Origin of the sequence: Coprococcus comes ATCC 27758 (assembly GCF_025149785.1) — a bacterium.
GTDB lineage: Bacteria > Bacillota > Clostridia > Lachnospirales > Lachnospiraceae > Allocoprococcus > Allocoprococcus comes.
Genome location: NZ_CP102277.1, coordinates 2,225,260 through 2,241,476, shown reverse-complemented (window position 1 = coordinate 2,241,476; position 16,217 = coordinate 2,225,260). Strand labels below are relative to the sequence as shown.

Annotated in this window: 14 protein-coding genes; 11 read left to right on the top strand and 3 right to left on the bottom strand. The window is 42.9% G+C overall.

The window, feature by feature from the left end:
* Positions 1-24: 24 nt before the first annotated feature.
* From tig to yihA, 5 genes are all read left to right on the top strand, one after another.
* Entirely contained in the window at positions 25-1,311 is a 1,287-nt protein-coding gene (gene tig, locus NQ556_RS11140) for a trigger factor (protein ID WP_022220277.1), read from the top strand.
* 40 nt (positions 1,312-1,351) lie between these two features.
* Complete coding sequence (gene clpP / locus NQ556_RS11135; RefSeq protein ID WP_008374523.1) at positions 1,352-1,936, top strand: ATP-dependent Clp endopeptidase proteolytic subunit ClpP; 585 nt, start codon at positions 1,352-1,354, stop codon at positions 1,934-1,936.
* A 64-nt stretch (positions 1,937-2,000) separates the two neighbouring features.
* Positions 2,001-3,251, top strand: a complete 1,251-nt coding sequence (gene clpX / locus NQ556_RS11130) for an ATP-dependent Clp protease ATP-binding subunit ClpX (RefSeq protein ID WP_008374524.1) — start codon at positions 2,001-2,003, stop codon at positions 3,249-3,251.
* 79 nt (positions 3,252-3,330) lie between these two features.
* A complete protein-coding gene (gene lon, locus NQ556_RS11125; protein ID WP_008374527.1) occupies positions 3,331-5,670 on the top strand; it encodes an endopeptidase La in 2,340 nt (779 codons plus the stop codon).
* Positions 5,660-6,262, top strand: a complete 603-nt coding sequence (gene yihA / locus NQ556_RS11120; protein WP_008374529.1) for a ribosome biogenesis GTP-binding protein YihA/YsxC — start codon at positions 5,660-5,662, stop codon at positions 6,260-6,262. Before lon ends, yihA begins: the two co-directional genes overlap by 11 nt.
* Before the next feature lie 304 nt (positions 6,263-6,566).
* Here yihA and fucO read toward each other — a convergent pair whose 3' ends face one another.
* From fucO to NQ556_RS11105, 3 genes are all read right to left on the bottom strand, one after another.
* On the bottom strand, positions 6,567-7,712 hold the full coding sequence (fucO, locus tag NQ556_RS11115) for a lactaldehyde reductase (protein WP_173698963.1): 1,146 nt from the start codon (positions 7,710-7,712) through the stop codon (positions 6,567-6,569).
* Positions 7,713-7,828: 116 nt separating this feature from the next.
* On the bottom strand, positions 7,829-8,389 hold the full coding sequence (locus tag NQ556_RS11110; RefSeq protein WP_008374533.1) for a TetR/AcrR family transcriptional regulator C-terminal domain-containing protein: 561 nt from the start codon (positions 8,387-8,389) through the stop codon (positions 7,829-7,831).
* 12 nt (positions 8,390-8,401) lie between these two features.
* Complete coding sequence (locus tag NQ556_RS11105) at positions 8,402-9,751, bottom strand: MATE family efflux transporter (RefSeq protein ID WP_008374534.1); 1,350 nt, start codon at positions 9,749-9,751, stop codon at positions 8,402-8,404.
* Positions 9,752-9,927: 176 nt separating this feature from the next.
* On the opposite strand from NQ556_RS11105, the gene NQ556_RS11100 reads away from it, so the two are divergent.
* The 6 genes from NQ556_RS11100 (at position 9,928) to NQ556_RS11075 (ending at position 16,192) form a co-directional block, all read left to right on the top strand.
* On the top strand, positions 9,928-10,665 hold the full coding sequence (locus NQ556_RS11100) for a peptidylprolyl isomerase (RefSeq protein WP_008374535.1): 738 nt from the start codon (positions 9,928-9,930) through the stop codon (positions 10,663-10,665).
* A 226-nt stretch (positions 10,666-10,891) separates the two neighbouring features.
* The gene (locus tag NQ556_RS11095; RefSeq protein ID WP_008374536.1) at positions 10,892-11,731 is read left to right on the top strand and encodes a C39 family peptidase; all 840 of its coding nucleotides are present in this window, start codon (positions 10,892-10,894) and stop codon (positions 11,729-11,731) included.
* Positions 11,732-11,960: 229 nt separating this feature from the next.
* Complete coding sequence (locus NQ556_RS11090; protein ID WP_022220931.1) at positions 11,961-12,869, top strand: trans-4-hydroxy-L-proline dehydratase activase; 909 nt, start codon at positions 11,961-11,963, stop codon at positions 12,867-12,869.
* A 4-nt stretch (positions 12,870-12,873) separates the two neighbouring features.
* Positions 12,874-15,246 carry a trans-4-hydroxy-L-proline dehydratase gene (gene hypD / locus NQ556_RS11085; protein WP_008374538.1) on the top strand — a complete coding sequence of 791 codons (2,373 nt, stop codon included), beginning with the start codon at positions 12,874-12,876 and terminating at the stop codon, positions 15,244-15,246.
* 187 nt (positions 15,247-15,433) lie between these two features.
* On the top strand, positions 15,434-15,850 hold the full coding sequence (locus NQ556_RS11080) for a Fur family transcriptional regulator (protein ID WP_008374539.1): 417 nt from the start codon (positions 15,434-15,436) through the stop codon (positions 15,848-15,850).
* A 42-nt stretch (positions 15,851-15,892) separates the two neighbouring features.
* Complete coding sequence (locus NQ556_RS11075; protein WP_008374540.1) at positions 15,893-16,192, top strand: hypothetical protein; 300 nt, start codon at positions 15,893-15,895, stop codon at positions 16,190-16,192.
* Positions 16,193-16,217: the final 25 nt, after the last annotated feature.

Genomic DNA, 16,217 nt, shown 5'->3' with positions numbered 1-16,217 from the left:
ATGTAAATTTAGGAGGAAATGGTAATGAGTTTACAAGTTGAACAGTTAGAACACAATATGGCGAAACTCACAATCGAAGTTTCAGCAGAAGAATTAGAAGGAGCACTTCAGAAAGCATACCAGAAACAGAAAAGCAGAATTAATGTTCCTGGATTCCGTAAAGGAAAAGTTCCGCGCCAGCTCATCGAAAAGATGTACGGACCGGAAATCTTCTATGATGATGCAGCAAACGCTCTGATTCCGGAAGCATATTCAAAAGCATACGATGAAAGCGGACTTGAGATCGTATCTCAGCCGAAGATCGATGTAACACAGATCGAAAAAGGAAAACCGTTCATCTTCACAGCTGAAGTAGCTACAAAGCCGGAAGTAGAACTTGGCGAATACAAAGGAATCGAAGTTCCGAAATATTCTAACCGCGTAACACAGAAAGAAATCGACGCTAAGCTTGAGGAAGAACAGCTTAAGAACGCAAGAACAATCACAGTAGAAGGACGTCCGGTACAGGATAAAGACGAAGTTGTCCTTGATTTTGAAGGATTTGTAGACGGAGAAGCTTTTGAAGGTGGAAAAGGAGAAAACTATCCGCTGACAATCGGTTCAGGATCTTTCATTCCAGGATTTGAAGAACAGCTGATCGGTGCAGAACCGGAAAAAGAAGTTGAAGTTAAGGTTACATTCCCAGAAGATTACCATGCAGAAGACCTCAAAGGAAAAGAAGCTGTATTCAAATGCACAGTTCATGAGATCAAAGCAAAAGAACTTCCGGAGCTTGATGATGAATTTGCTTCAGAAGTATCAGAATTCGATACTCTTGATGAATTAAAAACTGATATCAAAGCTAAGATCAAAGAGCAGAAAGTAAACGATGGCAAGAGAGCACAGGAAGATGCAGCTGTAGATGCGATCATCGAATCAGCTAAGATGGATCTTCCGGAAGCTATGGTTGATACACAGGCAAGACAGATGCTTGATGAATTCGCTCAGAGAATGCAGCAGCAGGGACTGACTCTTGACCAGTACATGCAGTTCACAGGCATGACAGCTGACAAGATGATGGATGAACTTCGTCCACAGGCTGAGAAGAGAATCAAGACAAGACTTGTTCTTGAAGCAATTGCAAAAGCAGAAAACATCGAAATCACAGATGAAAAATTAGACGAAGAGATCGCTAAGATGGCAGAAGCTTACCAGATGGAAGCTGACAAGCTTAAGAGCTTTATGGGCGACAAAGAAAAAGAACAGATGAAGCAGGATATGGCAGTTCAGGAAGCAATTACATTTGTAGTTGACAATGCCGTAGAAAAATAAGTATCTGTTTCATATTTTAATATAGCAGGAGGAGTGTTACATGAGTAGTTTAGTACCTTATGTCGTTGAACAGACAAGCCGTGGAGAACGCTCTTACGACATTTATTCAAGACTTTTAAAAGACAGAATCATTTTCTTGGATACCGAAGTGAATGATGCATCAGCGAGCCTGATCGTAGCGCAGCTGCTGTTTCTGGAAGCAGAAGATCCGGAAAAGGATATCCAGTTTTATATTAACAGTCCTGGCGGATCAATTTCAGCAGGTATGTCGATCTACGACACTATGAATTACATCAAATGTGACGTCTCTACGATGTGTATGGGAATGGCTGCAAGTATGGGAGCCTTCCTTCTCGCAGGCGGAGCAAAGGGAAAGAGATATGCCCTTCCGAATGCAGAGATCATGATTCACCAGCCTTCAGGCGGTGCACAGGGTCAGGCAACCGAGATTGAGATCAATGCACAGCATATTCTGAAGATCAGAGAAAGAATGAACAGATTGATGGCTGCAAATACAGGTCAGAGTTATGAGACAATTTGTGCAGATACGGAAAGAGATAACTGGAAGACTGCCGAAGAAGCTTTGGCATATGGATTGATTGATAAGGTTATTACAAGCCGTTAACGGGAAAAGGGAATGTCCTTATTGGGACATTCCCTTTACGTGTAAAAAAGTGCGAGGTAAGAATATGGCAGGAAAATATGAAGAAATCGTAAGATGTTCTTTTTGCAATAAACCACAGAGTCAGGTACGCAAGATGATCGCCGGACCAAATGGGGTGTTTATCTGTGACCAGTGTGTGGATGTATGTACTGAGATCATTGAAGATGAACTTGGTTATGAAGAAGAAAATGCATATGATGATATCAATCTTCTGAAACCGGAAGAAATCAAGGCATTTCTGGATGATTATGTGATCGGACAGGACGAAGCAAAGAAAGTACTTTCTGTTGCGGTATATAATCACTATAAGCGTATTATGGCAGAAAAAGATCTGGGCGTGGAGCTTCAGAAGAGTAATATCCTGATGGTAGGACCGACAGGATGCGGTAAGACTTTTCTGGCACAGTCTCTCGCAAAAATTCTGAATGTACCGTTTGCAATTGCAGATGCAACTGCGCTTACAGAAGCGGGATATGTCGGAGAAGATGTAGAGAATATTCTTCTTAAGATCATTCAGGCAGCAGATGGTGATATTGAACGTGCAGAGCACGGAATCATTTATATCGATGAGATTGACAAAATCACAAGAAAATCTGAGAATCCGTCGATTACCCGTGATGTATCAGGAGAAGGTGTTCAGCAGGCACTTCTGAAGATCCTTGAAGGTACAATCGCAAATGTACCGCCACAGGGTGGACGTAAGCATCCGCAGCAGGAGATGATCCAGATTGATACCACCAATATTTTATTTATCTGCGGTGGAGCGTTTGAGGGAATAGATAAGATCATAGAGAACAGAATAGATAAGAAATCCATTGGATTTGAGGCACAGATCGCGCAGCGTCATGAGGAAGATATCGACCGGCTTCTGCAGCAGATTCTTCCACAGGATCTTGTGAAGTTCGGACTGATCCCGGAACTTGTAGGACGTGTGCCGGTAACTGTATCCCTGGAACTTCTGGATAAGGAAGATCTGATCCGCATTCTGACGGAACCAAAGAATGCGATTGTAAAACAGTACCAGAAGCTTCTGGAGCTGGATGATGTGGAACTGGAATTCGACAAAGAGGCGCTGGAGGCGATTGCTGAGACTTCCCTGAAGCGTAAGACAGGAGCCAGAGGACTCCGTGCGATCATGGAAAATGTAATGATGGATATCATGTATAAAGCACCGTCTGACGAGAATCTGAAATACTGTCTTGTGACAAAAGAGGCAGTACTTGGGGAGAAAGCACCGAGTACAGAAAAGATCGAAGCAAGACCGGAAAGTGCATAAGAAAATCAGACGTATGGAAATGGGTGCTGACGGTTAAGACCAGAAGCATCCATTTTTATTTAACAGGAGAAAAAACTATATGAACAGAACAGAAAGTCTGCCAATGGTTGCCCTGCGGGGAATGACAATTCTGCCGGAGATGGTGGCACATTTTGACATCAGCCGGGAACGCTCGATTGAAGCGGTTCAGGAAGCGATGGCAAGCGACCAGAAGATTTTTTTGCTGACACAGAAAGATGTGGAAGTGGAAAATCCGGGAGAAGCAGATCTCTACCGTGTGGGAACAGTTGCGACAGTAAAACAGATCATCAAACTGCCAAAACAGATTCTGCGGGTGCTTGTATCAGCAGAAGAACGGGCGGTTTTAAATACAATAGAATTTGCAGATCCGTATCTTCGGGCAAATATTACGATCCCGGAAGAGAGTGATCCGGATATTGCAGGCGAGATCAACCGGGAAGCGATGACGCGGGGACTTCGGGATCTGTATCTGGATTATGCGGCGAGAATGCCGAAGATCACAAAAGATATGGTAAACCAGATCAAAGAGATCACGGAATTGAAAAAGATGGTGAATCAGGTGGCAGCGAATATGCCTCTGGATTACCGGGAATTGCAGGAAATCCTGGAAGAACTTGATTTTGACAGACGTTATGAGCTTATTTCCTTTAAGTTGGTCAATGAGATGCAGATCATGAACATCCGCGATGAGATCCAGATGAAGGTGAAAGAGCGTGTGGATAAGCATCAGAGAGAATATATCCTGCGCGAACAGTTGAAGCTGATCCGAGAAGAGCTTGGTGAGGATACTACAATTTCCGATGCGGAGGAATTTGCACAGAAGACAGAAGCGCTGGATGCACCGGATGAGGTAAAAGAAAAGCTGAAAAAAGAGATCAGCAGATTTAAAAATTCCATGCAGAGTCCGGCAGAAGCGGGCGTGATCCGTACATATATTGAAACCATGCTGGAAATGCCATGGAATAAGCGGGCCGAGGATTTTACAGACATTGCATATGCGAAAGAGCTTCTGGAAGCAGAACATTACGGACTGGAAGAGGTGAAAGAACGTGTGCTGGAGTTTCTGGCAGTACGTGCTCTTACGAAAAAGGGTGACAGCCCGATCCTGTGTCTGGTAGGTCCTCCGGGAACTGGAAAGACATCCATTGCAAGATCACTTGCAAAAGCACTGAAAAAACCGTATGTGAGAATTTCTCTTGGCGGTGTCCGTGATGAGGCTGAAATCCGTGGACACAGAAAAACTTATGTTGGTGCAATGCCGGGACGGATCGCAAACGGTATTAAGAGCGCCGGGGTAAAGAACCCGCTGCTCCTTCTGGATGAGATTGATAAAGTCAGCACAGACTATAAGGGAGATACTTTTTCTGCGCTTCTGGAGGTGTTGGACAGTGAACAGAACAACCGTTTCCGTGATCATTATCTGGAAGTCCCGGTCGATCTGTCTGAGGTGACATTTGTAACGACGGCTAACTCGCTGCAGACAATCCCCCGGCCACTTCTTGACCGTATGGAAGTAATTGAGGTCAGCAGTTATACGGAGAATGAAAAGCTGCATATTGCGACAGAACATCTGATTCCAAAGCAGTTGGAAAGACATGGACTAACAAAAGAACAGCTTACGATCAGCAAGGGCGTGATCTGGAAAATTGCGCAGAACTACACCAAGGAAGCCGGTGTGCGTCAGATGGAGCGTGAAATCGGTAATATCTGCAGGAAAGCTGCCAGAGAGATCTATGAACATGATAAAAAGAGAGTTCAAGTAACAGAGCGGAATATTGAAAAGTATCTTGGAAAAGAAAAGTACACCTATCAGATGGCAAATGCCGAGGATGAGGTGGGAATCGTCCGTGGTCTGGCATGGACCAGTGTAGGAGGAGATACCCTGCAGATTGAAGTGAATGTAATGCCGGGAAAGGGTGAGATCATTCTGACGGGACAGCTTGGCGATGTGATGAAAGAATCTGCGCAGGCAGGAATCAGTTATATCCGGTCAATCAGCAGTAAATATAAGGTTGCTGAAGATTTCTTTGAAAAACATGATATCCATATCCATATTCCGGAAGGGGCAGTTCCGAAAGATGGACCTTCAGCCGGCATTACGATGGCGACTGCGATGCTCTCTGCAATTACAGACAAGAAAGTGCGTGCCGATCTTGCCATGACGGGTGAGATTACGCTGCGGGGAAGAGTACTTCCGATCGGAGGACTGAAAGAGAAGCTCCTGGCGGCAAAGAATGCCGGAATCAGGACGGTACTTGTACCGAGGGAGAACAAAAAAGATGTGGATGAACTTTCTTCTGAGATCACAAAGGGACTGGAGATTATTCCGGTATCGCAGATGGAAGAGGTTCTGAAAATCGCACTTATGCGCACACGGAGGAAAAAAGATGGTAATTAAGAATGTAAATCTGGAAACAGTCTGTGGAATTACAAGTAAATTGCCGGATCACACCTTGCCAGAGATCGCATTTGCCGGAAAATCCAATGTCGGTAAATCCTCTCTGATCAATGCACTGATGAATCGGAAGGCGCTTGCCAGAACTTCGGCAAAACCTGGAAAAACACAGACCATCAACTTTTACAATATCAACGAAGAAATGTATCTGGTGGACCTTCCGGGATACGGTTATGCAAAGGTTTCCGAGCAGGAGAAGGCACAGTGGGGAAAGCTGATCGAGCGTTATCTTCATGGCTCTAAACAGCTGCGAGCCGTCTTCCTTCTGATCGATATCCGTCATGATCCATCTGCGAATGATAAGATGATGTATGACTGGATCGTGGATCAGGGATTCAATCCGATCATTATCGCGACAAAGCTTGATAAGCTGAAGAGAAGTCAGGTACAGAAGCAGGTAAAGGCAATTAAGACCGGACTGAAGCTGCTTCCGGGAACTGTTGTGATTCCTTTCTCAGCAGAGACAAAGCAGGGACGGGATGAGATCTGGAATCTTGTAGACACAGAATTCCTGGGAAAAGGAACAGAGGAATAACCTTGAAAAATCCATTGCATTATCAGTTTTCGGATTATGATTGTGGACCGACGTCCATGCAGAATGCGAGCAGCTTCCTCAATGCATCCAAACAAGATGTATGGCGATTCGGGCGCTGATACCTCAAGTGGGTTGCATCAACTAAGATACGGGGAGAAAAAGTTCACCCCCACAAATTCCACTTTGGGCGGGATTTGTGGGGGTTGCTTTTTCTACTTTGTTGGTAAGAAAAGCAAGTGGAATATCAATTTATAGGATGTGAATATTATTTTGCTTTATTACCACACTATGTATATTTTGTTCTTTACATCAGTTTTCTGAAGAGATCTTTGAGGTCTTCTACGGAAGCGTCTTTCGGGTTTCCTGGTGCGCAGGCGTCGGCGTGGGCGGATTCTGCGAGGAACTGGAGATCTTCTTCTTTGAGGGCTTCGAGTTTGGATGGGATTCCTACGTCTTCGGAGAGTTTGCGGACTGCGTCTACAGCTGCTTTTCTGTATTCTTCCTGAGACATGTTATCAACATCTTTCACTCCCATTGCGCGGGCGATTTCACGGTATTTTTCGCCTGTGCAGTCTGCGTTGTATTCCATTACGATTGGAAGCATCATTGCACATGCAACACCGTGTGGTGTGTCATAGACTGCTCCAAGGGTATGAGCCATTGAGTGAGCGATTCCAAGACCTACGTTTGAGAAGCCCATTCCGGCGATGTACTGTCCAAGAGCCATTCCTTCTCTTCCTTCTTTAGTGTTTTCAACAGCACCGCGGAGAGATTTGGAGATAATCTCTATTGCTTTTAAGTGGAACATATCTGTCATTTCCCATGCGGCTTTTGTGGTGTAGCCTTCGATCGCATGAGTTAATGCATCCATACCGGTTGAAGCGGTCAGTCCTTTTGGCATAGAAGACATCATTTCCGGGTCTACAACAGCGATGATCGGCATATCATGTGGGTCTACACAGACGAATTTACGTTTCTTTTCTACATCTGTTACTACATAGTTGATCGTAACTTCTGCTGCAGTACCGGCTGTTGTCGGAACGGCAATGATCGGAACGCAAGGTTTCTTTGTCGGAGCTACACCTTCCAGGCTTCTTACATCTTCAAATTCCGGGTTTGCGATGATGATACCGATTGCTTTGGAAGTATCCATAGAAGATCCGCCGCCGATTGCGATAATGTAATCAGCATCTGAATTTTTGAAAGCCTGTACACCGTGCTGTACGTTCTCGATAGTCGGGTTTGCTTTGATATCAGAGTAGATTTCGTAAGCAAGTCCTTCTTTGTCTAAGATATCTGTTACTTTGGAAGTAACATTGAATTTGATCAGATCCGGGTCAGAACATACAAGAGCTTTTTTGAAACCATGAGCTTTTGCTTCTGTTGCAATCTCTGCGATTGCACCTGCTCCGTGATAAGATGTCTGATTTAACATAATTCTGTTTGCCATGATACATATCTCCTTTTCGTTTATGGTAAAATCACTTGTTTCTGATACTATTTTAACTATAAGAAGGCGGTAAAAAAAGTTACAGAATATGAAAAGTGTAACATTTATACAAAAGCTTAAGACAAAATATGCAAATCAGTGAAGAGTTGCACAAGTTTTTCCGGCATGCCAAGTACCAGTTGTTTTGCAAGCTGCGCAGGCGGAAATTTCATTCCGCCAAGCAGCCATTTGACGGTCATGTAAATCGAGCCACGGCAGTACATCTCTAAAAGAAATGAAGTTTCTGCATCCGGGCGTCTTCCGGTTTTCTGGAAAATAAGGTTTGAATAGAATTCCAGAATCAGTTCAAAATCATGTTCTTTTAAAGAGTTCTGATCGTCAGAGCGGAATGCTGCAGCGAAAAACAGGTGCTCTTCCTTTAAATATTCAAATTTTTTGACCAGTCCGTCATAAACAGTGGTACCTTCTCCCATATGTTCAAATGATTTTAGAAGAAGTTTGTCAAAATACCAGTTGATCAGATCGTATTTATCAAGAAAATTGCGGTAAAAGGTCTGGCGTGTGACGCCGCAGACTTCCACAATCTGGCGGATGGTGATATCATCGACAGAAGTGGTCTTCATGCAGGTTTTCATTGCTTCGGCGAGCCGGTATTTGGTAGATTCGGATTTGGCCATGTTCAATTCTCCTTAATCGTAGGCATGTTTTTTTCTATATAAGTAGTACGGTATGATCAAAGCTGTGGTAGTGATCCAGGAAATCGGATAACTAAGCATTACACAGGTTGTGGTATGGTGTGCCGGTAAGACAAACATAATCCACGGAATACGGATCAGACATACGCCGCCAAGTGTGATCAGTGTCGGCAGCAGGACATCGCCGGTTCCGCGAAGTGCACCGGAGAGAACTTCAATAAATACATAAATAGTGTAGCACGGTGCCATAAAACGCAGCATATCAATACCGATATTGATCACATTTTGATCTGTCGTAAAAATTGAGAACAGTGGGCGGCAGAAGATGGCTAAAAACAGCACGATCCCTCCGCACACAGCCACAGCCATTGCAAGGCAGATACGGACACTTTTGAAAATACGTTCTTTTTTACCTGCTCCATAATTTTGTCCGGCAAAGGTTGTGATCGCAATTCCGAATGCTCCGTTGACTGTCCAGAAAAGCGCATCCAGTTTACCAAAAGAAGCCCATGCAGCGGCAGTATCGGTTCCGAAACCATTGATTGCTGCCTGAATAATGATATTGGTAATACTGTACATAAATGCCTGCAGTGCACTTGGAATACCGATGCGGAATTCCATACGCAGCTTCAAAAGGTCTATGTGTAGTTTGCTCAGATAAAGCTTGCAGTCATCATATTTTTTCATCAGTGCATTGGTGACAAGGATTGCACTTACTGCCTGTGAAATAATGGTTGCGATAGCGGCTCCGACAATTCCCATATCAAATACGATTACCAGTACCAGATCGAGGATGATGTTTAGAAAACAACAGACGATCAGGTAATATAGTGGTCTGCGGGAATCACCGATGGAGCGCATGATGGCTGAGCCTATATTAAAGATCAAGGTACCGAAAATACCTAAAAAGTAAATCCGCAGATAAAGAATAGAATCCGCAAGTGTATCTGCAGGTGTATCGATGAGCTTCAAAAGAAATGGTGTTAAGGCCCATCCGAGTATTGTAAATACAATACTGAGGATAACGGAAAAAGCATAAGCGGTATGCAGACTCTTTTGCAGATTCCGCTCATCCTTTGCACCATAAAACTGGGAAACAATTACAGATGCACCGCTTGCAAGTCCCGTAAAACATCCGATGATCAGATTGGAAAGAACGGCAGAAGATCCTCCGACTGCGGCAAGTGCGCCCTTTCCGACAAAACGACCGACGATGACAGCATCTACGGTGTTATAAAGCTGTTGAAACAAAGTTCCAACTACAATAGGAAAGAAAAAAATCAATAATTGCTTCCAGATAACTCCTTCGGTAATCTGATTGGTTTTTGTACTTTCGTTTGACATGTTAATAACCTCCAATGAAAAAACTAAAAAAACATACCTAAACGAAGTATAACATGAAGTCGGAAGAAAAGATATCAGATGAAGAGAAGTTTCATAGAAATAAAACCAACTTTGACTAACACCGTATGAAATGGTACAATTGAAACACTACGAGAAAAAAGGAGTACAAAGAAATTATGGAAAAAACAGTTGAAGCAGTAATCTGCGGACATGAAATTACATCAGCAGAGGTAGATGCATTTATCGCAAGCCTTCCGAGAGAACAGCAGGTATACGCATCCCATCCGGATTTCCGCAAACAGTGTGTTGATCAGTTGATCGCAGTTTATGCACTTGCAAAATATGGTGAAGAAGAAAAGTTAGACGAGACAGAAAAGTTTAAAGCAATTCTGGAAAATGCAAGAAAAGATATCCTTGCACAGATGGCAATCGGCAAGATCTTTGAGGGAATCATAATTTCAGATGAAGAGATCAGAGAATATTTTGAAGCAAACAAAGCAAGATTTGCAAAAGGAGCATCTGTTCATGCAAAACATATTCTGGTTGATTCCGAAGACAAATGTAACAAACTACTTGAATCCATCGTAAGTGGTGGGAAAGCATTTGAGGATGTTGCAAAAGAATCTTCTACCTGCCCGTCAGGAGCAAACGGTGGAGACCTTGGCGAATTCGGAAAAGGACAGATGGTCAAAGAATTCGAAGATGCCGCATTTGCAGCAGAAATCGGACATGTGGTTGGACCGGTCAAGACACAGTTTGGATACCATCTGATCAAAGTGGAAGATAAGAAAGAAGCCGAAGATGCGAAGCTTGATGATGTAAAAGAGCAGATTAAGAGTGAGATCATGCAGAAAAAGCAGCAGGAGGCTTATACCGCGAAGGTGGAAGCACTGAAGAAGAAATATATGGCATAGTATTTGCCAGGATTTCATTCGATTGATAAAAAACAGCAGGACAGATTAATTTTTATCGGATCTGCACCCATTGCGCAGGCAATCCTTCTATCTGGAATTACTTGTGCTGCCAACTCTCATTTATGAAATATTTGTGAAAACTCCCCCGCAGATTTGACGAAACACGAAAAAAGTTGTAGTATATATGACGGAATTGTTACAGAAGTGTTAAGAAACGGAGGTACGGATGCAGATTCGCAGTGCAGCAAAATGGATCGCAGCGGCAGCAGGGATACTGGTTGGCGCCGTTATCGTAGGATTTACATTAAAAGATACTACATATATAGAAGCAAAATTAGAACAGATCAAAGGAGCAAGACAGTCTGTTACAGCAGTGGAGAAAACGACAGCAAAGACGCAGAAGATAAAAAATGCGGAAATAGTGAAAGAGACACCCCTTCCGGAGAGTAGCTGTATTTCTGATTTTGCATTTACAGGACAGATGCCGGAGCTTCCTACCGGATGTGAGATCACATCTCTTACAATGACTTTGAATTATTATGGATATTCTGCAGATAAGATGGCAATGGCACTCGAATATTTACCGACAGTTGGATGGACCAACACTTATTACGGAGACAATGAAACTTTATATGGAAATGATATTTACAATTATTTTATAGGAAATCCACAGTCAGAGACGGATGGATTAAGCTGCGGAGCGGGAGCAATCGTGACGGCAGCAGATGGCTATCTTGCAGATAATGGAAATGCAATGAAAGCAGAGGACGAGACAGGATCAGAGCCGGAACAGCTGTATCGTTTTGTAAGTGAAGGAACCCCCGTGGTTGTATGGGGAACAATTGGTATGGAAGAACGTCAGATAATGGAAAGCTGGAATACGGAAGATGGAAGAGAAGCCAGCTGGGCGATGAACGATCATTGTGTTGTACTGATCGGATACAGTGCAGACAGTGTGACTGTTGCAGACCCGATCGAAGGGATTGTGAGCTATGACAGAGCACAGTTTGAATCGGCTTTTCGTTCCAGAGGTAATCAGTGTGTGATTTTGAAGAATGTACAATAGAGAAGTGGGAGGTACTTTGCAGATAAAAACAGTCTGTGAAGTATCTCTTCTTTATATATGTGATGAGCTGAGTGCAGAGTTTCGTCTGCTTAAGGAAAGAAGATCAGGATTGTAAAAATATTTCAGAAGAAGTTTGCCAAAGGATTGACAATTTTTTGTTTTTTTGGTATCTTTAGACTATGGTACAAACGTTAGTCTAAAAAGAAAAATGACAAGAAGGAGAGCTACCATGAATTTAGTAACGAATATTCAGAAGTATTCGATCCATGACGGAGATGGAATCCGTACTACTGTATTTTTTAAAGGATGTCCATTAAAGTGCGAGTGGTGTCACAACCCTGAGACACAGCGTTTTGAGAGAGAACTTCAGTGTGATAAAGAAAAGTGCGTCGGATGTGGAACCTGTGCAAAGGTCTGTCCGAACGATGCCATCACTATGGTAGATGGAAAGCCGGAGCTTGACAAAGAGAAATGTCAGCTTTGCGGAAAATGCGATAATTTCTGCCCACAGGGCATTCGGGAGATTGTCGGGCAGGAGTATCCTGTAAAGGAACTGGTAAAAGAACTGATGAAAGACCGGATGTTTTATGAACAGTCCGGCGGTGGAGTCACACTTTCCGGCGGGGAAGTGATGGCGATGTCAACGGATTATATTTTACAGATCGCGAAAGCACTTAAAAAAGAAGAAATTTCGCTTACCATTGACACCTGCGGATATGTTTCGTATGATAAATTTGAAGCAATTTTACCGTATGTAGATACGTTTTTATATGACGTAAAAGTGATGGATCCGGAATTACATAAAAAGTATATCGGAGTTGACAATAAGCTGATCCTGGATAACCTGGTGAAGCTTTCAGATGCAGGGGCAAGGATTTACATCCGAATCCCGACGATCAAAGAAGTGAACGGCAATGTGCAGAATATGGAAGATACCATTCATTTTCTGAAGAAACACGGCATTCACCCGGCACAGGTTAATCTGCTGCCTTACCATAATACAGGAAGCAGTAAATATCCGAAGCTGGGTATGGAATACAAGGGAACTGATTTACATGCACCGGAAAAAGAAGAGATGGAAAGTTTTGTAAAGCTTTTTCAGGATGCAGGATATACCAACACAAAAATAGGAGGATAAGAAAATGGCAAGAGGCATGAATGAAAGAATTCAGAAGCTGAGAGAACTGAGTGTTACAACACCGGTTCACATTGATCTCGAAAGAGCAAGAATCGAGACAGATTTTTACAGAAAAAATGATGGAAAATATTCGATTCCGGTTATGAGAGCCATGGTATTAAAAGAATATTTTTCAAAGAAGACACTTTATCTGGGAGACGGTGAGCTGATCGTTGGTGAAAAAGGAAAAGATCCACAGGCTTCTCCTACATTCCCGGAACTTTGCTGCCACAGCAAAGAAGATATGGTAGTTATGAGTGAACGTGACCTCGTATCTTTCCATACAACAGAAGAAGATCGTGAGATCCAGGAGAAGGAAATCATTCCTTACTGGTCAGGACGAAGCATGAGAGAGAAGATCCTTGCAGCTATGACTCCGGAATGGAATGACTGCTATTCAGCAGGTATGTTCACAGAGTTTATGGAGCAGAGAGGACCTGGACATACATGCGGTGGTGAACAGAACTTTAAAGTTGGATATCTGGAATACAAAGAAAAGATCAAAAAGACTATGGATGCGCTGGATTTCATGAATGATCCGGAAGCTACCGATAAAATGGAAGAACTCAAAGCGATGGATATTGCATGTGATGCAGTAATCATCCTTGGTGAGAGATATCACAAACTGGCTCTTGAAATGGCAGAAAAAGAAGCAGATCCTACTCGTAAGAAAGAATTAGAGCAGATCGCAGCCAACCTGGAAGTTGTACCGGCTCACAAACCGCAGACCTTCTGGCAGGCAATCCAGTTATACTGGTTTACACATCTTGCGGTTACAACAGAACTGAACCCATGGGATGCATTCAGTCCGGGACGTCTGGATCAGCATCTGATTTCTTATTATGAAGCAGATACAGAAGCAGGAATCCTTGATGACGAGAAAGCAAAAGAACTGCTTGAATGCTTATGGATCAAATTCTACAACCAGCCGGCACCGGTTAAGGTTGGTATTACCTTAAAAGAAAGTGCTACTTATGTAGACTTTGCGAATATCAATACAGGTGGAGTTACACCAGATGGTAAAGACGGTGTAAACGCAGTCAGCTACCTGATCCTTGACTGTATGGATGAGATGAAGCTTGTACAGCCGAACTCTAATGTAACCATCAGCAAGAAAACACCGGCACGTTTCCTTAAGAGAGCATGCGAGATCTCAAGAAAAGGATGGGGACAGCCAGCATTTTATAATACAGAAGCCCAGATCATGGAACTTGTCAATGCAGGTAAATCTCTGGAAGATGCCCGTCGTGGTGGATCTTCAGGTTGTGTAGAGACAGGAGCATGGGGAAGTGAAGCATATATCCTGACCGGTTATATGAATATTCCGAAGATTTTCCAGCTGACTCTTTACAACGGTTATGATGCAATGTCAGGCAAACAGCTCGGACTGAAGCTTGGTTATGCAAAAGACTTTAAGACATTTGATGAACTGTGGGATGCATTCAAGAAACAGATGAAGCATTTCATCGATATCAAGATCCGTGGAAACAACGTAATCGAGAGATTATATGCAGAAAATATGCCGGCACCGTGTCTTTCCGTTGTAACAAACGACTGCATCAGTAATGCAAAAGACTACAATGCAGGTGGAGCAAGATACAACACCAACTACATTCAGGGTGTTGGTATCGGAACTGTTACAGACTGTATCGCAGCTGTTAAATACAATGTATATGATAAGAAGAACTTCACAATGGAAGAACTGGTCGAAGCAATGGATCATAACTTTGAAGGATACGATGCAATCTATCGTATGGTACACGATAAGACACCAAAATATGGTAATGATGATGACTACGCAGATGATCTGATGCAGGATGTATTCTATCTGTATCATGACCTGATCACAGGACGTCCGACTATGAGAGGTGGAAAGTACGGAGTTGATATGCTTCCTACAACCTGCCATGTTTACTTCGGAGATGTGATCGGAGCAACAGCTAACGGACGTAAAGCACACATCCCGGTTTCAGAAGGTATTTCACCGGAGAAATCCGCAGATGTGAACGGACCGACAGCAGTTATCAAATCCTGCGCTAAGATGGATCATCTTGCTACAGCAGGAACACTTCTGAATCAGAAGTTCACACCGGACGTTGTAGCAGGAGAGAAAGGTCTTGACAATATGGCAAGTCTGATCCGCAGCTACTTTGCAATGGATGGACATCATGTACAGTTCAACGTTATCGACAGAAAGACTCTGCAGGAAGCGCAGAAGCATCCAGAAGATTACAGAGATCTGATCGTGCGTGTTGCAGGATACAGTGATTTCTTCCGTAACTTAAGCAAACCGCTTCAGGATGAGATCATCAACCGTACAGAGCAGTCATTCGAATAGAAAATAACCAGAGAAATTGAAAAAGGTTAAATAAAGGAAGAGGCAGGAGCACCGCAATGCAGAGAGTAATCTGTGTGTGGTGCTTCTGTTTTTTTTGAACAATGAAAAACATTTTCAAATTTCATTGACATATAAAAATAATGTGATAAAATGAAAACGATTTCCAAATTGAAGGGAGGAGGTCAGTATGGCAAAAGCACCATATAAAACAAAACAAATGACCGAAATACTTACCTTCCTGAAATCGGTACAGGGAAGACATGTTACCGTGAATGAAATCTGCGATTTTTTCAGGGAAAAAGGGATTTCCGTCGGAACCACGACCATTTACCGTCATCTGGAGAAGATGGTGAAAGAAGGTCTGGCCGCGAAGTATGTAATAGACGGTTCGAGCAGTGCCTGTTTTGAATATATCGGAGATCATGGGGAAGAATATGAAAACTGCTATCATTGTAAATGTGAGAAATGTGGAAAGCTGATCCATTTACAGTGCAATGAGATAGAAAGCTTAAAACAGCATATGCAGCAGCATCATGATTTTCAGATGGATTCGCATCGTACTGTGTTTTACGGAATCTGCGGTGAATGCAGTAAGAAAGAATAAATAAAATTTATTAACAGATGAAATCTGGGAAAGGAGAAGGAGATGGATACAGGAAAGAAAAAAAGTATGGCAGCGGTTATATGTATTTTTCTTATATTTGTAACCTTTGCTTCTCTTTTTTATGTTGCCAGAGAGGAAGATCATAACTGTACGGGAAAGGACTGCCCGATCTGTGCCTGCGTTCATCAGGCAAAGCAGGTCCTTCGGAATCTGGGAACAACACCTGCAGTAGGATTTTTTGTCAGTCCGGTGATCTTTATCGCAGAAACTGTTATTTTGCCGGGGTTCTGGATCATTTTGTCGATTTCGTTAGTTCATCAAAAGGTAAGATTAAATGATTGAATAAAACTTTTTATAAAGCAGAAAG